The 22,365-nt window shown below is 35.7% G+C and carries 19 protein-coding genes; 10 read left to right on the top strand and 9 right to left on the bottom strand.

Annotation, left to right across the window (positions count from 1 at the left end; translation table 11 throughout):
- Positions 1–173: 173 nt before the first annotated feature.
- From ACM55M_RS15695 to ACM55M_RS15685, 3 genes are all read right to left on the bottom strand, one after another.
- Positions 174–1,544, bottom strand: coding sequence for a MauE/DoxX family redox-associated membrane protein (locus ACM55M_RS15695; protein WP_416858617.1), 1,371 nt, complete (start codon positions 1,542–1,544; stop codon positions 174–176).
- A 112-nt stretch (positions 1,545–1,656) separates the two neighbouring features.
- Complete coding sequence (locus tag ACM55M_RS15690; protein WP_416858616.1) at positions 1,657–2,577, bottom strand: helix-turn-helix transcriptional regulator; 921 nt, start codon at positions 2,575–2,577, stop codon at positions 1,657–1,659.
- 39 nt (positions 2,578–2,616) lie between these two features.
- A complete protein-coding gene (locus ACM55M_RS15685; protein ID WP_416858615.1) occupies positions 2,617–3,000 on the bottom strand; it encodes a DUF7793 family protein in 384 nt (127 codons plus the stop codon).
- A 222-nt stretch (positions 3,001–3,222) separates the two neighbouring features.
- On the opposite strand from ACM55M_RS15685, the gene ACM55M_RS15680 reads away from it, so the two are divergent.
- From ACM55M_RS15680 to ACM55M_RS15655, 6 genes are all read left to right on the top strand, one after another.
- On the top strand, positions 3,223–5,652 hold the full coding sequence (locus ACM55M_RS15680; RefSeq protein ID WP_416858614.1) for an aminotransferase class I/II-fold pyridoxal phosphate-dependent enzyme: 2,430 nt from the start codon (positions 3,223–3,225) through the stop codon (positions 5,650–5,652).
- Between the two features lie 361 nt (positions 5,653–6,013).
- Positions 6,014–6,859: an RteC domain-containing protein gene (locus ACM55M_RS15675; RefSeq protein ID WP_465245435.1), complete on the top strand. Its 846-nt coding sequence runs from the start codon at positions 6,014–6,016 to the stop codon at positions 6,857–6,859.
- Between the two features lie 256 nt (positions 6,860–7,115).
- The gene (locus tag ACM55M_RS15670; RefSeq protein ID WP_416858612.1) at positions 7,116–7,409 is read left to right on the top strand and encodes a helix-turn-helix domain-containing protein; all 294 of its coding nucleotides are present in this window, start codon (positions 7,116–7,118) and stop codon (positions 7,407–7,409) included.
- A gap of 106 nt (positions 7,410–7,515) precedes the next feature.
- Positions 7,516–8,970 (top strand): DUF3945 domain-containing protein, encoded by a 1,455-nt coding sequence (locus tag ACM55M_RS15665; protein WP_416858611.1) that lies wholly within the window; start codon positions 7,516–7,518, stop codon positions 8,968–8,970.
- Between the two features lie 6 nt (positions 8,971–8,976).
- Positions 8,977–11,067, top strand: a complete 2,091-nt coding sequence (locus tag ACM55M_RS15660) for a type IA DNA topoisomerase (RefSeq protein WP_416858609.1) — start codon at positions 8,977–8,979, stop codon at positions 11,065–11,067.
- Complete coding sequence (locus ACM55M_RS15655) at positions 11,006–11,944, top strand: ORF6N domain-containing protein (protein WP_465245434.1); 939 nt, start codon at positions 11,006–11,008, stop codon at positions 11,942–11,944. The genes ACM55M_RS15660 and ACM55M_RS15655 overlap by 62 nt, the downstream gene beginning before the upstream one ends.
- A 779-nt stretch (positions 11,945–12,723) precedes the next feature.
- On the opposite strand, the gene ACM55M_RS15650 is transcribed toward ACM55M_RS15655, so the two are convergent.
- Positions 12,724–14,172: an FAD-dependent oxidoreductase gene (locus ACM55M_RS15650; RefSeq protein ID WP_416858607.1), complete on the bottom strand. Its 1,449-nt coding sequence runs from the start codon at positions 14,170–14,172 to the stop codon at positions 12,724–12,726.
- 780 nt (positions 14,173–14,952) lie between these two features.
- Here ACM55M_RS15650 and ACM55M_RS15645 point away from each other — a divergent pair.
- From ACM55M_RS15645 to ACM55M_RS15635, 3 genes are all read left to right on the top strand, one after another.
- On the top strand, positions 14,953–15,147 hold the full coding sequence (locus ACM55M_RS15645; RefSeq protein WP_416858606.1) for a tetratricopeptide repeat protein: 195 nt from the start codon (positions 14,953–14,955) through the stop codon (positions 15,145–15,147).
- 101 nt (positions 15,148–15,248) lie between these two features.
- Positions 15,249–15,389, top strand: coding sequence for an SsrA-binding protein (locus ACM55M_RS15640; RefSeq protein WP_416858605.1), 141 nt, complete (start codon positions 15,249–15,251; stop codon positions 15,387–15,389).
- Positions 15,390–15,522: 133 nt separating this feature from the next.
- Entirely contained in the window at positions 15,523–16,368 is an 846-nt protein-coding gene (locus tag ACM55M_RS15635; RefSeq protein ID WP_416858603.1) for an EamA family transporter, read from the top strand.
- A 174-nt stretch (positions 16,369–16,542) separates the two neighbouring features.
- Here the strand turns inward: ACM55M_RS15635 and ACM55M_RS15630 are convergent, their stop codons facing one another.
- The gene (locus tag ACM55M_RS15630; RefSeq protein ID WP_416858601.1) at positions 16,543–18,708 is read right to left on the bottom strand and encodes an endonuclease MutS2; all 2,166 of its coding nucleotides are present in this window, start codon (positions 18,706–18,708) and stop codon (positions 16,543–16,545) included.
- 112 nt (positions 18,709–18,820) lie between these two features.
- Between ACM55M_RS15630 and ung the strand changes: the two genes are divergently transcribed.
- The gene (gene ung, locus ACM55M_RS15625; protein ID WP_416858600.1) at positions 18,821–19,501 is read left to right on the top strand and encodes a uracil-DNA glycosylase; all 681 of its coding nucleotides are present in this window, start codon (positions 18,821–18,823) and stop codon (positions 19,499–19,501) included.
- A gap of 225 nt (positions 19,502–19,726) precedes the next feature.
- Here the strand turns inward: ung and ACM55M_RS15620 are convergent, their stop codons facing one another.
- From ACM55M_RS15620 to tsaE, 4 genes are all read right to left on the bottom strand, one after another.
- Entirely contained in the window at positions 19,727–20,101 is a 375-nt protein-coding gene (locus ACM55M_RS15620; protein WP_416858599.1) for a DUF4258 domain-containing protein, read from the bottom strand.
- 36 nt (positions 20,102–20,137) lie between these two features.
- Positions 20,138–21,337, bottom strand: coding sequence for an alanine dehydrogenase (locus tag ACM55M_RS15615; protein ID WP_416858598.1), 1,200 nt, complete (start codon positions 21,335–21,337; stop codon positions 20,138–20,140).
- A 94-nt stretch (positions 21,338–21,431) separates the two neighbouring features.
- Positions 21,432–21,905, bottom strand: a complete 474-nt coding sequence (locus ACM55M_RS15610; protein ID WP_416858597.1) for a GNAT family N-acetyltransferase — start codon at positions 21,903–21,905, stop codon at positions 21,432–21,434.
- A 12-nt stretch (positions 21,906–21,917) separates the two neighbouring features.
- Positions 21,918–22,325, bottom strand: a complete 408-nt coding sequence (gene tsaE, locus ACM55M_RS15605; protein WP_416858596.1) for a tRNA (adenosine(37)-N6)-threonylcarbamoyltransferase complex ATPase subunit type 1 TsaE — start codon at positions 22,323–22,325, stop codon at positions 21,918–21,920.
- Between the last annotated feature and the right edge of the window lie 40 nt (positions 22,326–22,365).

The raw sequence follows: 22,365 nt of genomic DNA, 5'->3' as shown, positions 1-22,365 counted from the left end.
GATAAATAAAGGGTAATATTTTAATTATATTTGAATACTAATTAACAGATGAAAAAGAGTAGTTTTTAATAAAAAATGGAGGTGGTCATTTTGCTCCGGAATTAGGTGGTCATTTTGCTCCGGAATTAGGTGGTCATTTTGAATTGGAATCAGGTGGTCACTTTAAATTGGAATCAGGTGGTCAATATCACTGGAATTTGCACATCAATAATACTTGCCTGTTTCCACATTTCTAAAGACTCATAACGACCGGGTAAATCGGAATTCACAAATAGCAAATTGTTATGAACACTACTAGTTCGGTTAACGGTAAAAGGAGGAACAGAGAATTTTTTCTCTTTCCGCTTTTTAACCCATGCAATTTTAAGTCTGGCTTTTGATGTTGTGTCTATAGTGTTTCCCCGATAGAACAGGTTTAATCGATTGTCTGTGACAATAAATTGATTTCTGTAATAATACAGATATACAAATTTTTTCAGTTCTCTGCTGTACTGCATTGTACCATCAGTATCGAATACGCCATCGATTTGTTTCTGTAGTAACTCTGAATGATATTTCACAACGGTTTTTCCATCAAAACTAATTGTACCAAGAATATTTTCACCATTCTGATTACTAATCTTCCTGAATGCAACTACATTCGAATCTACCAATTCAGCAATAGAAAAATGGGTTGTCCCATACATTTGTAATGTTGCTTTCCAATCGACTATTTTACCTTTGAAAATGCATGGTACAGTCCCATCAAGAACATAAAAATTTGGAGGAAAAACTCTGACTTGAACTGCGTTGAATTTTATTTTGTTATCATCAATAAATATGTGATGTGTCTTTTTGCTTTGCAGTGCAGTATCTATTGCCACTACCTGTGCAGGTGCTGTACTGTTGCCTAGATATATTTTTCCGTCGCCTTCACCTGCAAAATAATAAGAATTGTACTTAAGGTCTGCTTGATATGCTTTTCTAACAGAAAGGGGAGGAAATCGTCTGACAAAATTATTACGATGGTGAACAATATCTTCTGAAGTGATGAAAAGCAGGGTCATAAATCCGACACAAATAATGCTAAGTATCAAAAGTGTTGTAGAAATAAAGTATCTTCTAGATTTTCGTTCCACCGTGTTGTAACCTGGTGAAATAAAAAGGGCTATAACAGCTATTGCAATAAAGAAAATGTTGAACACCAAATGTTCCGTCCATCCTAGCTTTTCAAGAATTCCTCCACAGGAACAAGGAACAAATGAACTGTAATTGAGAACAATAAAGATATAGGCAGTAAACAGTACCATGAGACTGAAAGCCGCATATAGAGCTACAATCCGAAAACGAGGAATGACAATAAAAATCGAAATAAGCAGTTCAATGGCTGGAACGATCCATGCAATATATCCTGCAAAAGCACTCAGCAAAGGTGATTGTCCCAGCTGTACTTGAAAATTCTCAAAATCCAACAATTTACTCACTGCTGCATAAACAAAAAGCAAAATATAGAGAAAACAAATAAACTCTAAAAACAGGTTTTGTATTTGGGTATTCAATCTCATAGCTTCATAGATTTAAGTTCCACAAAGCAAAATTCTGAATTTCAAAACAATAACTCTTGTCTTATTGGGAGTAAAACTTGACCAAAACGGAGAAAGTTTGAAAAACTAAAATTTAACCTTCCGATAGAGAAGTAAAACTGGTTTCATTTCGCTTCATTTCGTATGGTGAAAAACCAAATCGCTTTTTAAAGGATTTTGAAAAATTGGAATAATTGTTAAAACCATTCATCACCGATATATTTTTCAAAGGCAACGTAGTGTGTTCAACCATAAAATAAGCTCTTTTCAAACGCTCATCATTATAAAACTGGTAAATACTGGTCTTAAAAAATTGACGAAAACCGTCTTTTAATTTATGACTATTGGTGCCAAATTCACATGAAAGCATTTTTAATGATGGAAGTGGTTCTCCAAGATTCGCTAATATATAGTCATAAAGTTTCTGAATCAAAAGTGCATCTGCTTTTCGGGTTTTATTATGTTTCTCGTTTTCATTTACACATACCAAACGATTGTAAAAATCTTGACGAGCAGGTGTCACAAGATTTAATATAATTTCCGAACGATTAATTAACTTTCCAATACTACAAGAAACAGAAACAGGCAATTGTTCTTTAGGTGTGAAATCTAATGTAATAGTTGTAGGCAATGAAACACTTGCATTGAGTATGTCTTGAAGTTGTTCCAAAGATGCCGTAGTAATAATGCCCGTCAAAGGTAGATCAATTAACTCAGACTCTGAATAACCTAAAAAGTAAGTAGCCTCAGGAGTAAAACTTTTGATTAAAAAAGAAACATCCAAAATAAATGTGGTTTGGGCTATAAACTGATGTGTCCTATGGGGATTAACGTAGCCGACACGAAAAATCGACTCTTTCATTTCTTCCGCAACCATATTAATTAAAACAACTAGCGTTTCCAATTCGTCATCATTGGAACTTAAGGGAATGTGACTATTAAAATTCCCACGTGCCATCTCAAATAACATTTGATGTATTGTAACAATACGTTCTTCGTTATGTGCTTTTTTCATAAGATTCAACTCTTAATTCTTCTCTCTATAAACTAAATCCTAAATAAATCCTTTCAGATAAACCAAAGCGTCATCTTCTTCAGTGAAAATTTGAGTAGGTACAGAGGGCCTGCTAATCTGTAAATAAAAAGTACTAATTGTCAACAATACTTTCTCGTGCACAATAAGACCAACGGCTTGTGTCAATATAGACCCAGATTGTGCCAAATAATCTCTCCCTGATTTTTCAGTGGCGATGACACCTCGAATATCACACAAAACAGGATAAAGCCTTTCGTTTTGAAAATGAATTCTATCGGTTACAACACGCTGGGCAACCTTAAAATCAATAATGGTACTGGGTTTATATTCAAAAAAGAGAATGCCATCGGTTATCCAAAAACGGGCATGTTTATTTTCATAAAAATCATGGGCTGCAATCATGTTTTATGGATTTTAAGTATTGTGAATTAACAAATTTAGAAACATTTGTGATTCTACTGTTGTCAATTTGGGATTATTTGTTGCAATTTGGTGTTTTAGTTGTCAATTCGGGACTTTGACTTGTCATATTGGGAGTATTGAAGTATTAGATGAAATAACTTTCATTTTTTATAGTGACTTTTAGAAATCTATTTTTTAATAATACCTAAAAAGAACTAACCAATGGCAAAAATCAAACACAACAACTTCATTGATACAGTAGATGAGGTTTTATCTGGAGCTAAAAAAGAAGGCGTTTTGCACTTATATGCAGAAGACAAAGTTTTAACAGGCAGGACAATCCAAATCAAGGGAAAAGAAATGTTTCATTTCGGCACAACAGGTTATCTGGGACTCGAACAAGACATTCGGTTGAAAGACGCCGCAATAGCAGCCATACAAAATTATGGCACACAATTCCCACTCTCAAAATCTTATATTTCACATCCGCTTTATAATGAACTAGAGCAAAAAATAGAATTAATGTATGGCATACCACCAATTATAACCAAGAACAGTACATTAGGACATTTAGCGGTTATTCCAACATTAATCAGAGATGAAGATGCTATAATCATGGATCATCAGGTACATTGGAGTGTCCAAAATGCCTGTCAACTCTTAAAGTTACGAGGAATTCCGGTAGAAATGATTAGGCATTGCAACTTGGAAATGCTAGAGGATAAAATAAAAAAGCTAACCAGCAGATGTAACAAAATTTGGTATATGGCAGATGGTGTATATTCCATGTTTGGTGATTATGCACCCATTCCGGAATTATTGGCTTTAACTCAAAAATACCCTCGTCTTAATCTCTATTTTGACGATGTTCACGGCATGAGTTGGAAAGGTAAAAACGGAACTGGTTTTGTTTTTGATGCTATTAAAGAATTACCTGAAAATTGTATTGTGGTGAGCACTCTAAGCAAAACCTTTGGGGCCAGTGGTGCAACGGTATTTTGCAAGAATCAAAAACTGAGAGACAAAATTAAAAACTTTGGAGGACCTCTGACTTTTTCTGCTCAATTAGAACCCGCATCTGTGGCGGCTGCAATTGCTTCAGCAGACATCCATTTATCTCCTGAAATAGAATTGAGACAAAAAGACTTAGCCGATAAAATCGGCTATTTTAACCAATTGTTGTCAGAGGGAAATCTTCCCATAATTTCAAAAAATGATTCACCAGTTTTCTTTTTGGGGATGGGTACACCCATAATGGCATATAACTTTGTGCAACGTTTGTTCAAGGAAGGTTTTTTCCTGAATTTGGGAATTTATCCTGCTGTGCCTATCAAAAATACAGGGATTAGAATTACGCTATCCAGTCACAATCAACAACAAGACATTATGGCCTTGGCCGAAGCAATGGAATATCATTTTCCTAAAGCTTTGGAAGAAACCAATAACAGCGAAAATAAAATCAGACAGGCTTTTGGAATAGACAGTAGAAAAACAGAAAAGAGTTCGGAATCAAAAGAATTAAAACTTTTTATCGAAGAAAAAAATACCATTCAGGATATCGAAAAATCAGAATGGAACCAATACATGGGAAAACAAAATGTTTTCGATTGGGATGGAATGGTTTATTTAGAAAAAACATTCAGCCGGCATCCAGACCCAACTAATCAATGGGATTTTTACTGTTACAGCATTAAAGATAACAAAGGCAACATAGTACTAATGGCCTTTTTTACTTATGGCCTTTGGAAAGACGATATGCTGGCAACTGAATCTGTATCCATCCATTTGGAGAAAATAAGAAAAACAAATCCTTTATATCTTACCTCAAAAGTATTGAGCATGGGCTCTTTATTTACAGAAGGTAAACACTGTTTCATCAATCAAGAACATCCTTTAGCTGAGAAAGCAGTAAAACTTTTATTGGACAGTATAGAAGAAAAATACAATGCCTTAAATGCTGATATGTTGGTGTTAAGGGATTTTGAAGTAGGTAATAAGTACAATAAAGCGATACTGGATCAAGGTTATTTCAAAATAGACATGCCAGAATCCTGTGTGGTGCAAAACCAACTATGGAATACTAATGAAGAATTTGCAGATGGGTTATCGCCCCGATCACGGAAACATTTCAATAAAGAGATAGAACCTTATGAAAAATGTTATGATGTTGCAATAAAAGGCAGATTAAGCAAATCGGAAATGGCTAGGGCTTACCAACTCTACAACAATGTAAAGGACAATAATTACGCCATCAACACATTCAGGTACACTCAAGAGGTTTTCGAGAATATGAATGAAAGCCCAAATTGGGAGTTTATCGTTTTAACACTGAAAACAGAAACAGAAAATCAATTTGTAGGAGTAATGTTTTGCTACAAAAACAACAATCATACCTATGTTCCTGAATTAATCGGTATGGAATATAAATGGGCGAAAGAGTACCAACTTTACAGACAATTGTTGTTTCAAACCATCAAAAGAGCCAATGTATTACAGTTTCAAAAAATAGACTTTGGCGTGTCAGCTTCTTTTGAAAAAAGAAAATTAGGAGCCAAAATAGTTTCAAAAGTTGCATACATTCAAACAAGGGACAATTACGCAATGGAACTTATGAATACTTTGCAGAACGATTACAAATCAATTACAAAATAAAAGCATATTACAGCTAATATTTAAAAAAATATTTAAAAACGGTTGAATCATTTAATGCTGTTTGTAATGAAATTCTAGACGCAAATAAAACAACACACAATAAGGCAGGTAGCAGAATAACGCTGTGCCATAAAACATTAACAGACTTAAAAGAGATAGTGGATAAAGAAGATTTCAATGCCATTTCGGAAGAAATTGATTTTTTTTTTAGTTTTTTTAGAAATATACTCCCATGTCCCCATCTGAATACCGTTTGAAGCTAAAGTTTGAATGATGAATGGTCAGTTAATTGAAGATTCAAAACATACTTAAAAGATGGAACATAAATTGATTACTTATTCACTTTAATATTGCCAGTATGATGCAGTCCACTTACAAAGATGCCCTCTACAGTATCCTGAAAAAAGAACAGGAAATCAGCTTGGAATCTGTGCATGTAATAGACGAATCCTATCGTATGACTAAATTCCTTCAGGATTTATTATCAGGTATGAAAAACCATGTTTTGGAGCATCATTTTACAGATGAAAATGAAGAAATTGAATTCTTCAGAATCATAAAACCGCAAATACTGGGTAAGTTAATCTATTACAACAAGATGTACAGAATAGAGACCTCTTGTCCAGTGAGTACGGGAAAAATGTATTATAAATATTTTTCCAGTGAATTACAGCAGCTAAAGCAGGAATATAAGGAACATATTTGCAATTCCGATTTTTACCGGTATTATCGTTCTGGGCGAACTGACAGGGACCACGATTTTTTTAAATTGGGGAAGATAAATCTTAATACTGGTCTTAACAGTTTTATCTTTGAAGTTGACACCCAATTCTCTACTTATTATGATTACAAAGTTTCCCGCATTATAGCGGATGAACTGCTTTATAATTATTTGATTATCAAAATAAATCCCGTAGACAAGCCGGGCATGGCTTTACAGAATGCTGAATCCACCAAAGATGTTTTCTGGACAGAATCCAAAAATGCACTGATAGAATTGATTTATGCCCTTTACGCATCCGGAGCAATTTCTAATGGTAAGGTCGGAATCCGTAAAATCAGTTTAGTTTTCCAAATCTTATTCCGCACCCAACTAGGTGATATACACCATGCTTTCCATCGTATGAAAGAAAGGACCAACAATCGAACTTTATTCTTAGATCAGCTCAAATCTTCATTGGAGCAATATATGGATAAAGATTTATAATAAGTGACATGATTCGCCTCAGTTAAAAGCAGTGTTTTAAAACACTGCTTTTTTATTATAGCTGCCCATATCTACCCATTGGTAAAACTCCCTCCGCAATAAAATTTTTCTTGCCACAGAAAACGGGATCATCTGAAAAACAATCAACTATATGTTTTTTGGGAAGTTTCAAAAACATCATTTTCAATTGGCTAAGCTTGGCAGAATATATTACAAATGCTTTCCAACTTTGCATAAATGATTAAAACACATCTATATGAATATCGATAGAATGGAATTTATAGCATGGATGGAACGCATCATGGATCGTTTCGATATACTTGGTGAACGTCTGGAGAATGTTCAAAAACAGAAGAACTCTATTGACGGGGAGGAATTATTAGACAATCAGGATCTTTTTATGATGCTAAAGGTAAGTGCCCGCTCTTTGCAGCGTTATCGTTCTTCTGGCAAGCTCCCTTATTATACGATCAGTGGCAAGCTGTATTACAAGCTATCGGACGTACACCAGTTTATCAGAGAAAGTTTTTCGGCTCCTGTTAGAAAATAAATCGAGACAATCCCTGCCAAATAAAGCCAGACAGGGACTTAAAGGTATATATGCTTGACCTTGATTTACTTTCGACCATACTTTAACAAAACTTAAAAGTAAGATTATGAATGAACAGAAAAAAATGGAAAAGCCCATCGAGGAACAACTAACAGATATCCTGTTAGTATTGGACAAGGAAAAAATGAAGATTGTGGCTGTAAAAGGAGTTGATAAAGACGGAAAGTTAAAAACGGTTCCAGCTGACAAAAAAAATCAAAATCAATTTATGCGTGTGGACAAACATGGCGATGTTTTTTCAAACTTCTTTGCCAACTTTTTCAGCCAGTTAAAGAATCCAACCCATTTCTCGTTCTTTAAAGTCCCGGCCTCCGAAGCAATTGATACGGCTAAGGAAATACAGAAGAATGTAGACACACCAACGAAAGAAGGTGAAGCGTTCCTAACAAAACTTGAAGTCAAGGAACCAGTAGCACATAACCAAGAAAATCAAAAAAATATGGAAACAACACAAACAACTCCGGAAGCAAACGAATATCGTTTTAAACCAGAACAGATTGATTGGGAAACAATGAACAATTTGGGACTGAGTAAAGAGAAACTCGAAAAGATGAATCTGCTTGAACCTTTACTTAAAGGCTATAAAACTAATGAACTGGTTCCCATCAGCCTTAATTTAGGGACAGCTATTACTCGCATGGATGCCCGTTTATCACTTCAATCCTCTGAAGACGGGAAAGTGGTTATGGCAATTCATGGCATTCGAAAAGAACCACAATTGAATTTTCCTTTTTTCGGACACGAATTCAGCAAGGAAGACAAAGACAATCTCCTTAAAACGGGTAATATGGGACGTGCTGTGAATCTTACCAATCTTAAAACAGGAGAACAGATTCCTTCAATCATCAGTGTGGATAGGCTGACAAATGAATTGGTAGCCCTTCGTACCGATAAAATAAACATACCGGATGAAATCAAAGGGGTGAAACTGAACGAAGAGCAAAAACAAACCTTGCTGGAAGGCAAACCACTTTATATTGAAGGGATGATTTCTAAGAAAGGAACTGCGTTTGATGCAACCGTACAATTCAATGCCGACAAACGTTTTGTAGAGTTCTTGTTTGACAGGAGTAACACCAATAAACAGACTCAAGGCAGTCAGCAAACCCAATCGCAGGAAGCTCCGAAAACCTTTAGAGATAAAGAGTTGGATAATGAGCAATATCAAAAGTTCAAAGACGGGCAGACTGTTTATGTTAGCGGATTAGTGGATAAGAAAGGCAAGGAATATAATGGTTACATCACTTTCAACAAGGAAACCAATAAAACAGACTTCTCTTTCCAAAATCCAAATAAGATCAAAGAACAGGTGAAACCTACTGAAGCCCATAAAATACAAACTGCGGTCAATTCGGAAGGCAAAACCAATGAAGCGACCAAGAACATCAAAGAGCCTTTACTATCAGGGCAAACAAATCCCGATAACAAAAAACAGCAGGAGCAACAGGAAGCACCCGAAGCACCCGAAGCAACTGCAAAGTCCAAAGGACGTAAAATGTAATGTGTTATGAAAGTAGTTATTGCAGAAAAACCGAGTGTAGCAAGGGAAATAGCCAGCCTGTTGGGAGCCACTGAAAAAAAAGAGGGTTATATCATAGGGAATGGATATTGTGTTACTTGGGCTTTCGGACATTTGGTAGGTTTAGGCATGCCGGAAGATTATGGAATTTCCGGATTTCATAAAGACTCCCTGCCTATATTGCCTAATCCATTTTTATTGACAGTCCGAAAAATTAAGAAGGGCAAGATTTATTTGGCCGATATAGGGGCTTTAAAGCAAGTAAAAATCATTAAACAGGTCACAAACCGCTGTGATAGTATTATTGTAGCTACGGATGCAGGGCGTGAAGGGGAATTAATCTTCCGCTACATCTATGAATTCCTGAACTGCCAAAAGCCATTTCAACGGTTATGGATTAGTTCATTAACGGAAAAGGCAATCCGGGAAGGGTTTGATAATCTTAAGCCAGGAGCGGAATTCGACGGACTATACAACGCAGCTCAAGGCAGAAGCAGGGCGGATTGGCTAGTAGGCATTAATGCGTCACAGGCTTTGAGCATTGCCGCAGGAAATGGCGTATATTCTTTGGGAAGAGTACAGACACCCACACTAGCGTTAATATGCAGGAGATATCAGGAGAACAAAAACTTTTCCATTCAGACCTATTGGCAAGTGCAATTGGATCATCAAAAAGGATATAGCAATTTTAAAAGTCTTTCCAAGAACAAATGGGACGATAAGAAACTAGCAGAAGATACCCTAAAATCCATCCAGCGCAGTGGAATTGCTGCCGTTACTTCCATAGAGAGCAAAACGGTTACGGAGCAACCTCCCTTACTATTTGATCTGACTGGCTTACAAAAGGAGGCCAATATAAAATTAAATTTTTCCGCAGAGGAAACCCTTTCCATTGCCCAAAACCTTTATGAGAAAAAGTTCATAACCTATCCCAGGACAGGCAGCAAATATATTTCTGAAGATCTCTGGCAGGAAATTCCCAATCTTTTAAAAGCATTGGAACATCATAGCTCTTTCAAAGATGTCGTTTCCAAGGTGAAATGGGGAAGATTAAATAATCGTATAGTCAATGATCTTAAAGTAACGGACCATCATGGATTGTTAATTACTGATAAGATTCCCTCAGCATTATCCGCTAAAGAAAATACTATTTATGAGATGATTGCTTTGCGTTTGTTGGAAACGGTTTCGCAAGCCTGCTCAAAAGAAATAACTAATGTTATTTTACAAGTACTGCATCATGATTTTACAATGAAAGGCTGGAAAGTGATTGAGCCAGGATGGAGAGCCATTAGGGGTAATTTTTCAGATGACAATGAGGATATGATGCAGGATTTGTCGGAGCTTCAAAATAATGATGAATTGAAAATCAAAAATGTTGTCGTACTGGAAAAGAAAACCAAAGCTCCTGTTTTATATACCGAAGCCGGATTATTGTCTGCCATGGAAAATGTTGGAAGAGAAATTGAAAACGAAGAAGAGCGAAAAGCTCTACAGAATATAGGAATAGGGACTCCAGCAACACGGGCAGCAATTATTGAAACGCTTTTTAAGAGAGATTATATAAGAAGGGATAAAAAATCCCTCATCCCTACGGAAAAAGGGATGCAGGTATATGAACTGGTCAAAGACAAGAAAATTGCTGATGCGGCTATGACCGCAGAATGGGAACTGGCTTTGCATAAAATTGAGAATAACGAAGCAGATGCCATGACATTCCAAAAAGAAATGGAAGACTATGCAACTTCAATAACACAGGAATTATTAGTCTCATCCATCGTATCCGAAAAAATCCCTGACCTTGTTTGTCCGAAATGTAAAAAGCAGCATCTATTAATCAGGGATAACATTGTCAAGTGTCCTGATGCCCTTTGCAATTGGATTCAGTTCAGAAATATATGCAGTGTGCAATTGAATGTATCGGATTTGGAGCATCTAATCAGAAACGGAAAAACCTCCCTTATTAAAGGAATGAAAAGCAAATCGGGAAAAAAATTCGATGCCTATATCGTTATGAATGAAAGAGCGGAGACTTCCTTTGAATTTGAAAAAACAAAAAAGAGAAATAATGAACAATAACGCCATGCTGTCTCAGCAAAAAATTGAACCTCTTATTTATACAATCCGCAACAAGCAGGTTATGTTGGATAACGACCTAGCCAATATTTATCAGGTAGAAACCAAGGTGTTCAACCAGGCAATTAAACGAAACACTGATCGTTTTCCTGAAAACTTCTGTTTTCAGCTTACGCAAGAGGAATTTGACCACATAAGCTTGAGGTCACAAATTGTGACCTCAAGTTCAGGACATGGAGGAAGACGTTATCTACCGTATGTATTTACCGAACAAGGAGTCGCTATGCTATCCGCCGTTTTACGTAGTAATGTTGCAATAAAAATAAGTATTGAGATCATGAATGCCTTTGTCGAAATGCGAAAGATATTAATCAGTAATACAGCCCTGTTCTCGCGTTTGGATAAAATAGAACTCAAACAGATAGAAGCTGATGGGAGATTTGAAGAAATTTTCAAAGCGTTAGAAAGCGAAAAACTATATAGTGATAAAGGGATTTTCTATAATGGGCAGGTATTTGATGCCTATGCTTTTGCATCCGATATTATACGCAAAGCTCAAAAATCTATTATCCTAATTGATAATTATGTAGATGATACTGTACTTACGCTGCTAGGAAAACGTAAAGACAATGTTTCTGTAACAATTTACACCAAAAACATCAGTAACCAATTAAAGCTCGATATTCAAAAATACAACAGCCAATATCCACCCGTTACCATTATAAAAATGACCGATGCTCATGATCGTTTCCTATTGATTGATCAGACTGAATTATACCATATTGGTGCATCCTTAAAGGATTTAGGTAAAAAATGGTTCGCCTTTTCCAGAATGGATATAGAACTTAGTAGGATGCTCGAGTTACTCAAGAACTGCTGACAGCCATTTATTCGGGCAGAGCCACTGGTAAACAACGTCCTTACAGATTGTAAGGACGTTGTTCGTTTTCTGTTGGCAGTAAACGGTACGGAACAAAATTTTAATAATCTTTCCATTCCAAGGAGAGAATTCCAGAAATAAACAGTAAATTTGCTCTCAATCATAAGGATTATAACGTTCTTTAAAACTCAATAAGTTTCGTGCAGGAACTTTTTTTAAGATATTGGAAAGAGATTGATAATTGTGGCACATTCGTGGCACAGTTAATTTCTAAAAATAAAAAAACGGTATTAGTGCGGGTTAAGCGGTAAAAGTTCCGACCCCTCATCGCCCACAAAATCACAAACCTCCAAAGTCATTTGATTTTGGAGTTTTTTTTGGTTTGAAACTTAGTTGAAAAATATTTTAATATTTATCAACCTTATTAATTTGCGGGGATTATTGGTTCTAACAACTTAAAGTATTTCTATAATGGGATATTATTTCACCCTCCGAGTTTCAGTATTGCATCCAACGATCAGACGCTAGACGAGATTGGGGAAACGGGAGCAGAGAATTTTCTGTTTTTTTTATCTGTTGCTTTTATCTTTTCTATTTAAAAGCCAAATTTAAAAATTTGACGGTCTAACTATATAAGCGAAATCCTCTTTGTAAGCCTTTATTAGCTATGCTTTATACAAGTTTTTGGTATACGCTTTATTGTATTCTACTTTTTCAATATTAAAATTGTTCAGGCAATAAACGTAACCAACTATTTAAATTATGTTTAAGCGCCTTGTTTATGCGTCTTTTTTCTTTAAACACCGTCCTCTCGGCTCATCACCCTCATGAAGCACAATTTCGGAATGTAGGAACTGTGCAGCTTCGGCTGAATCTTTCACTTTAGTAGCAGAGCGTTCTAACATTTCTGCTTCAAATTCAGTTAATACACTTTCCCTTATTCCGTTTTTTCTCCATTCAGATAAAGGTCGGCATTCTTTTAAAATTCTGCGAGCCAGCTTGAGCGCATCCAGCAGTGCTTGATTTGCCCCTTGTCCTTTGAATGGACTCATTGGGTGAGCCGCATCTCCAATCAGAGTTGCTTTTCCTGCTTTCGCTAGTAATTCTGAACTGAGCAATTCTCGGTCATAAACGGGATAACCAGAAATTTGAGCTTCCAAAGTTGCCGCTAAAATCTGAGGAATAGGGTCATGCCACTGACTTCTACGACAGGCTTCTTCCTTGAGTGCCTGAGGTCCTTTGGCACTTAACGCCTTGGCGTCTTTTTCTGGCATAGGGAAGCTAAGTTGCCACATCACCGAGTCTGATGTATAAGGCATCATGTAGATTCGTTCATTACCATTAGCGGTTTGAAATACAGTGGCCGAGTCCAGTAAAGAATTAGCAAGACCTTCGAGAGCACTCAAAGGACAAATACCCAATATTACAATACAACCCAGGTAACGTAAAGGGGTAATATCGGCACCAATCACTAACCTCCGCACCGAACTACGAATGCCATCAGCTCCAACCACAAGATCTGCCTTGGTGCTTTTTATCTTCCCGTCCACTTCAAAAGTCAGATTAACACCTTCACCCACGCATGCTGCAAAATCTACTAACTGGTGTCCCCATTGTACAGCGTCATGTCCGCCGAGCTGCTTAAGTAGGGCTAATCGCAAAGATTGCCGTGCAATATGCACATTTGTACGTTTCGAATACGTTTTTGGATCTGACTGCATCCACTTTCTGATCCCCCATTCACCGATCACTTTTCCTTCTGTAGTATGAACCACATGTCTTGTTGAAATCACCCCTACTTCTAACGAAAAAATACCCAATGCCTCGATCGCTTTACTAGCTTGTTGCAGAGTAAGTCCGTAGCCCTGAGATCGAGCATCAAAATTGCTATCGCGCTCATAAAGGGTAAAAGGGATTCCGCGGTGCAAACAAGCCACAGCTAGAGCCACACCTCCTATACCGCCACCAATAATAGCAACGTGCGGGTAGTTTTCTTTATCCGCTACAGGAGGACAGGCAGAAGGCATCAACCCGGATCCACAACAGTTCAAACAGGAGTGTAGGTGACCCTTAGGACGAATTGGAGGCGTCCTTTTGTCTTTTGTCTTTTCAAATTGATCTAATGCCATCTGGTAGCGGAGTTTCACTTTATTGCTGAGTCCTCTACTTTTTTTGCCACGTCCCTGACATTCCTGACAAATAGTCCAGCTTACTTCTTCATTTTCCACTTCCTTTTTATTTAACTTGATCTCGATTCTTATTTTATAAGAAAAAACTATTATACACAATTAATGCTGTGCCTAATAGCAAAGTAGTAATTATGACTTTCAATACTTCTATGTAATTTAACGTGTGAAATTAATATTTTTCAGCGTTTTGCCGCTTGTGTCAGTTACGTAACTTTAAAACAAAAGATTAGTAGCACAAAACTACTTTTTTCAAATTGAAATAGAAAGGATTTCTCAGAGCTATTTTATTGAAATTCTCTTCAAATCCTGCAAAAAATGGTTCATAAGGACCAAAAAAAAGCTTTAGAGAAATCTGAGGCTTTTTTTTATGGAATAAAATTAATTCTCGTTTTTTACAATCCTCAAAAAAGAACCACAACAAAAATTATACAAAAAAGTTCATCCTCAATCTTGTTTTCCGAGGAAAGAGGAAGCTCCGCAAGAAGCTCAACCTATGTAAATCATTTTTTTTATCTTTCAAATAAAATGATTTTAGAACAATTCGTAAAAAGTCGGTAGACTTTCATCAGATTTAAGGTTTACAATAACATAAAAGAGTTGCGTAAGTTTAGAGATATTTGTGCAGCTTTTTATAAGAAACTCTTTAGAGAGCGGGTTGTCGACGAAAGTTTAAAAGATCCTTTTATGTTAGAAAGTGGAAAAATAATAACTATTTTTTTGAAAAAATATTTTGTGAAATCAGAGCAAAATTATTTACGCATAAAGTAACAACATCCTGATTAGAATTTTGAAGTAAAATTAAATTTAGGATATACTTTAATGAATTGCGATAGGTTAAATGATGGCATAAAAGTTTTTGAATTAAATGCGAAAGAAAATCCAAAATCTGGAAACGTTTTTGATAGTCTGGCCGAAGGCTATTTTAATGATAATCAGTTAGAAATTTCCAGGCAAAATTATAAAAAGTCTTTAGAACTGATGCCAGAGAATAGCAATGTAAAAGAAATGCTGTAAAAATTGATAAATGTTGACTGAAAAATCTTAAATGAATACCTCAAAAAACTTTGCCAAACCGCAAAGTCTTTTTTATATCTTTGAAAAAAAACAAACCTTCAATGCATAAAATTTTAGCCCAAATAAATAAAATTATTTTGCCAAGTTTTACAAAACAAGGCTTAGATATTTCGAAAGCAAAAAAATGGAAAATGGCTATTATTGGTTATCGCTATTTTATAACGACTCGTGCTTTGGGGTAATTTTAAAATACTGCATTTTTTTTATCTTTTTTTTAAATAAATATTGAAAGCAATTTCAACAACACTTCTTCTGAAGAAATAAGAAATGTTTGTTTCAAAATACATTTCTATCTTTCTCATTCCACTAATTCCCATGAAAAATAAAGAATTTAATATACCTCCCATTCCCGCAGTACTTTTAGCTATTATTAGTGTGCAATCTGGCGCAGCTATTGCCAAAAGTCTATTTCCTACAATTGGAGCCGCAGGAACAGCATCGATCCGAATTGGTATTTCGGCTTTAATTTTACTATTAGTTTATAGACCAAATCTAAAAGAAATTACACCTAAACAATGGAAAATAGTTATTCCCTATGGTTTGTCTTTGGGCGCTATGAATTTAATTTTTTATCTCGCTATAGAACGAATTCCAATTGGATTGGCTGTTACTTTAGAATTCATGGGGCCTTTATCAGTAGCTATAATTGGTTCAAGACGTTTAATTGATTATTGCTGGGTTTTACTTGCGGCTGCAGGAATCGTTTTGATCGCTCCCTGGACGAATGATCGAGTAGATTCTTTAGGCGTAATATTTGCTCTTTTAGCGGGTGCACTTTGGGCAGCTTATATTGTTTTAGGAGGAAAAGTTTCTAAAATCATGAACGGTGGTCAGGCTGTTGCCACAGGAATGTTATTTGCTGCTATTTTAATTCTGCCTTTTGGTTTTTACGAAAACGGATTGGCAAATCTTACTCCAAAGCTTTTGGGCTTAGGAATCGCTTTGGCTCTTTTATCAAGTGCTATTCCGTTTACGCTCGAGATGAAAGCTTTAGGTCAGCTTCCTCCTAGAACTTTTAGTATTTTAATGAGCTTAGAACCTGCTGCAGCTTCTATTTGTGCGTTTATTTTTTTGCAGGAAAATCTAAGTTTCTATGAAATTATGGCTGTGGTTTGTGTAGTAATTGCTTCTGTTGGGTCAACTTTAACGGCGAAACGATAAATTGTTTGTTGTATTTTTAAATAACAAAAAGTCCTGAAATTTCAGAACTTTTTTTGATCGTAGGTTTCATAGTTTTTATTTGTGTTTGTCATTGCGAGGAACAAGCAATTACATTTAGTTGCTCAACTTGTGTCCTTATTAGTGTGATTGCTTCGTTTCTCTATGACATATTGCTTACTTCTTACCCGCTTCTACGAATTCCAATTCCTCTAAACTTACTTTCGAAGTAAACACGCCGTAATTCACTACTGCTTTGTTCTTCTCAATTTTATCAATACTTCCCACTGATTTTCCGTCGAGCATTCGGACACGATCACCTACTTTAAGAATGGCTTTTGGTTTTACAACTACAGGTTTTAGTTTCTTTTCTTTCTTTTCCTGACGAATTTCTTCTACATGAACAGTGATTTCTTCTATAACTTCTTTTTTCTTTTCGATAATAGCTTTGGCCTCTTTAGGTGTGGCTTTTTTACGTTTGGAGTTTTCAATTTCAATAATTTTCAAAAACTCCCCAATCAGGTCTTTTTTGTTTTTATTATTAAAATATTTTTCGGCTATATCTTCAATTTTTTGACCAATGTAAATCGTTTTCTGATTGCTGTCATACAATTCCTGATAGCTCTCCAGCTTTTGTTTTATTTTTACATTGATAGTTTCCATTTTCTTGCCTTCTTCACGCGCTTTCGTTTCTTCTTCTTTCAGCGTTTGCGAAGTTTTTTCCATCTTAGACCGTTCTTTCTGAAGTGTAGCAATGGTTTTATCAAAACGCACTTTTCCCACTTCAATCTTCTTTTTCGCCCGATTTATTAAACTAAATGGAATTCCGTTTTTTAAAGCGACTTCAAATGTAAAAGAACTTCCTGCTTGTCCTAAAACCAATTTGTACAAAGGTTCTAATGTTTTTTCGTCAAAAAGCATGTTGGCATTTGTCGCAAACGGTAATTCATTAGCGAGAATTTTTAAATTCGAATAATGCGTTGTAATAATCCCGAAGGCTTCCCGATGATAAAACTCTTCTAAGAAAATTTCGGCTAATGCGCCTCCTAATTCAGGATCAGAACCAGTACCAAATTCATCGATAAGGAACATGGTTTTCTTATTGCACTTCTTCAAGAAGTAGTTCATGTTTTTTAATCGGTAACTGTAGGTACTTAGATGATTTTCAATGGATTGATTATCTCCAATGTCTGTTAAAATGCGATCAAATAAAAATGTTTCACTCCGCTCGTGTACCGGAATCAACATTCCGGATTGTAGCATCAATTGGAGTAATCCAACCGTTTTTAACGATATGGTTTTCCCTCCGGCATTAGGACCTGAAATAACAATGATTCTACTTTCCTGATTTAATTCAATGGTCTGCGGATGTGTAATTTCATTTTTCTGTTTGTTATTCAAATATAAAATAGGATGGAAGGCATCTCTAAAATAGAGTCGGCGATCGTCTGTAATTGTTGGTAAAATTCCATTGATTTTATTGGCATATTTTGCTTTGGCGGCAATCACATCAACATCACTCAAGAAATCCTGATATTGTATTAACAACGGTAAAAAAGGACGAATTTTATTCGATAATTGCTTTAAAATTCGGGTGATTTCTTCTTTTTCCTCATATTCTAAATTGCTTAGTTCACGAGAATATCGGAGTGTCGCTTCTGGTTCGATATATGCAATGCTTCCAGTTTTGGAACTGCCCAGAATTGAGCCTTTTACTTTACGACGATACATGGCAAGAACGGCTAATACACGTCTGTTTTGGACGAAACTTTCTTTAATGTCATCTAAATAACCTAAAGCATTGTATTGCGTTAATGCGGTTCCAAAACTTTGATTGACTTTGCCACGGACTACATTCATATTCCGACGAATATCCAATAAATCAGGTGAGGCATTGTCTTTTATTTCGCCATATTTGTCAACTACTTCGTCGACCATCGTGATGATATCTTTGGTAAATTCAACCTGTGAAGCCCTAGCATATAAGTTGGGGTAATAATCTTCGAATTTTTTCAGGAAATTCAATAAGAAATTCGCAGTTGATGAAATGGTGGCAATTTTTCTAAAACTGCCCACTTCAAGAAAACTGTCTTCAATAGCCAAGAATTTAATTTCGTGTGTTATGGCATCAAAACCATGATTGGGAATGGCATTGTTATTCTGGAAAGAGGAAACATATTCCGATGTTTGCATTAATGCTTGCATCAAGGTTTCCTTATCCCTGAAAGGAGTGATTTCTAATGCTTTTTGTTTTCCAATATCAGTATTACAAATCGTCGCAATAGTATCGAGAACGGTTGGGAATTGTAAATCTTGTAATGTTTTTTCGGTGATGGATATCATTATATAAGCTAAGTTGTAAAGTTTCAAAGTTACAAAGATTCAAAGTGAAATGCATTAATTTTTTAGCAGACTTTGCGAAAAACTTTGCGAACTTTACAGCAAAATAATTCACATGCAAATCAATCTCAATCCGGAATGGCAATCCATTTTATCAGACGAAATCCAAAAACCTTATTTTCAGGATTTAATGGAAGCCGTTGCCGAAGAATGTAAAAATCATACTTGTTATCCCCCAAATGAATTGATATTTGCTGCTTTCAACTATTGCAGTTTCAAAGAAGTAAAGGTGGTTATTATTGGTCAGGATCCGTATCATGGAAAGGGGGAAGCTAATGGGTTGTGTTTCTCCGTAAATGACGGGGTTAGAATTCCGCCTTCTTTGCGCAATATTTTCCGCGAAATGAGTGATGATTTGGGAACTATTTTTATGCCCACTTCCGGGAATCTGGAATCTTGGGCAAAACAGGGAGTTTTACTCTTGAATGCTTCGCTGACTGTGAGAGAAGACATTGCAAACAGCCATAAACATTTGAAATGGAACGTTTTTACTGATGCTATAATCCAAAAAATTTCGAAAGAAAAAGAGCATGTAGTGTTTTTGCTTTGGGGAAATTTTGCCCATAAAAAAGGACTCAAAATTGACCGGAACAAACATTTGGTTTTAGAATCCGGACATCCATCGCCTATGAGTGCCAATCAGGGAAAGTGGTTTGGAAACAAACATTTCAGTAAAACAAATGAATACTTAAAACGTAATGGAATAGAAATAATTAACTGGATTTCAGTAGATTAATTGTACTTTTTTAAAATATAAATACTCGATTTCCGTTGCTCCGCGTGAGTGATGGTAGTGGAGCTCTTTTATTGAGAGGTTTTTTAGACTCTCAATAAAAAGCGGGAACGTACAGCACGACCCGAAGTTGCGAGGAGGAACGACGAAGCAATCTGTAGGGTCACGCCCAAATTGAAATACTGTTATTTGTATAATTAAGTCCTAAAAAACAAATAATTAATGGGTCTATTTCTTAATTATTTCTTCCAAAGTAGCTTTACCTTCTTCGTTTTTTATTTTTAGGATAATTTCTTGGCCTTTCAGGGTTTTGCCTTCAATCACATATACTTTTTCTTTACGAAATTCGGTATTGCTTTTATCAAAATCAACATCGCCGTATTGCAATGTGTTTTTGATGTCAATAGTATCAATCCATTTTTCGGCTAATATTTGGGACGCTTTTTCAGAATAATCAAAAGGTTTATTTCTTAAATCATTTAATACTCTTGCATTTGGAAAATAATTGCAACGGGTATCTTTTCCACTAAAAATTGCGGCTACAAAAAACAAACCTAATATTAAACCAATAAGATAATAAGCAAACCGATGTACGAATTTCATGTTTTAAATTTTTGGCAAAGGTAAAAGAAAGTTTGCTTAAAAAACAATTAAATTGATGTCGTTAATAGGTAAATCAAACCAATCGCCAATAGCTTTATTGGTAAGGATTCCATGATAGAGATAAACTCCATTTTTCAATCCTTTATTGCATCGTAAAGCGCTTTCAATTCCGCCATCTTCAGCAATATGCAACAAATAAGGCGTGATGATATTACTAATGGATAAGGAAGCTGTTTTTGAATAACGGGAAGGGATATTGGGTACACAATAGTGTAAAACATTATTCTTGATAAATGTTGGCTTTTCATGTGAAGTGACTTCCGAAGTCTCAAAACAGCCTCCGGTATCAATGCTAACATCGACGATAACGGCTCCCTTTTTCATATATTCGACCATCGTTTCCGTAACTACAACCGGGCAACGTTCCATGCCTCTCATGGCGCCAATAGCTACATCACAGCGTCTTAGTGCTTTCAGTAAAGATTTAGGCTGAATGGTAGAAGTAAAAATACGTTGATTCAGATTATTTTGCAGTCGGCGTAATTTTGTAATGGAATTATCAAATACTTTTACATTAGCCCCCAAACCAATAGCGGTTTTAGCTGCAAATTCAGCAACTGTTCCTGCACCTAAAATTACAACTTCAGTAGGAGGAACGCCAGTAATATTTCCGAATAATAATCCTTTTCCAAATTCATTGGTAATCATTAATTCGGCTGCAATTAAAATCGAGGCAGTTCCTGCAATTTCACTCAATGATTTAACTGCCGGATATGTGCCGTCCTCATCTTTTATGTATTCAAAAGCAAGTGCTGTGATTTTCTTTTTGGTCAAAGCTTCAAAATAGGCCTTTTTTCTGGTTTTTAATTGAATTGCTGATATCAGAATTGTTTCCCGATTCATCATTTCAATTTCGGCTAGGGTAGCGGGCTCGACTTTCAGTATCATGGGACAACTAAATACCTTTTTGGTGTCATTAGTAATTTCGGCTCCCGCTTCAAAATATTCTTTGTCTGCATAACTGGAACTTTCACCTGCACCAGCTTCAATCATTACCCTATGGCCATGATAGGTCAATGTATTTACAGCATCAGGAGTCAGACAAATACGGCGTTCTTGATAACTGGTTTCTTTTGGAATTCCAATAAAAAGTTCGCATTTCCGTCTTCGTATCTCAAGTTTTTCTTCTTGAGGTAATAACTGCTGTTTAGTAAATGGTGTTATCGTTATTGGCATTAGTGCTGTAAAATTTAGGGTACAATTTACGGAAAAAGTTTTAGAAAAAGGCAATTAGTTAAGGGAAAGCAAAATAAGAAGAGTGAATTTAAAATTAGGGGATGATTCTTTCCATTTTTATATCGGCTCTTTCGTAAACGCCGTCTTCTAAAGATATTTCAGCAAAACCAAATTTTTCATACAAATGTATTGCTGGCAGTAATTTTCTGTTCGAATATAAAATAAGTTTTTTAATGCCTTCCTTTTCAGCGATATCCATACAATGAACCATTAGTTTTTTTCCTATTCCCAATCCTTGAACCCCATCTGTAACGGCCATTTTACTCAATTCAAATGTGGTTTCATCGATTTTTATTAAGGAAACCGTGCCAATGATTTTGCCTTTGTATTTTGCATAAAAAATCATTCCGCCTTTGTCGATGATTTCGCCTTGGGGATTCGATAATACGATCTCATCTTTGGGTTCCACCTTGAAATATTTCTTTAGCCATTCTATATTCAAGGTTTTTATCGGCTCCGTTAAAGCTGTGGTAAAAGGAATAATTTCAACTGTATTTTCTAAACTCATACGTAATTGTTTTTATTTTAATTCTAGGGAACGTTTTCCATCCGGAAGTAGTTCAATCGTAATGACAGAATGGACTTCAGGAATTAAATTCGGAATCTTTTCCGCCCATTCTATAAAACACCAATTACTGGAATACAAGTAATCATCAACGCCCATGTCCAACGCTTCAACTTCATGATTCAATCTATAAAAATCAAAATGATAAACGATTTGATTGTTAGTAGTTTGGTATTCATTAACTAAAGAAAAAGTTGGACTGCTTGTAGCGCCTACAACTCCAAGAGTTTTACACAATTTTTTTATTAATGTGGTTTTGCCAACGCCCATTTCTCCATGAAAAAGAATCACTTTTTTTGGGTTTTCGGCTATGATTTTTTGTGCAACTTCCTCGAGTTGGTCTAAAGAAAAAATAACATTCATTCTAAATAAATTTGTTTAATGCTTAAAGTTTAAGGTTGTG

The sequence above is a fragment of the Flavobacterium galactosi genome, assembly GCF_048158585.1.
Classification (GTDB): domain Bacteria; phylum Bacteroidota; class Bacteroidia; order Flavobacteriales; family Flavobacteriaceae; genus Flavobacterium; species Flavobacterium galactosi.
The sequence above is the reverse complement of the archived record's forward strand: the minus strand, read 5'-3'. Positions and strand labels throughout refer to the sequence as shown.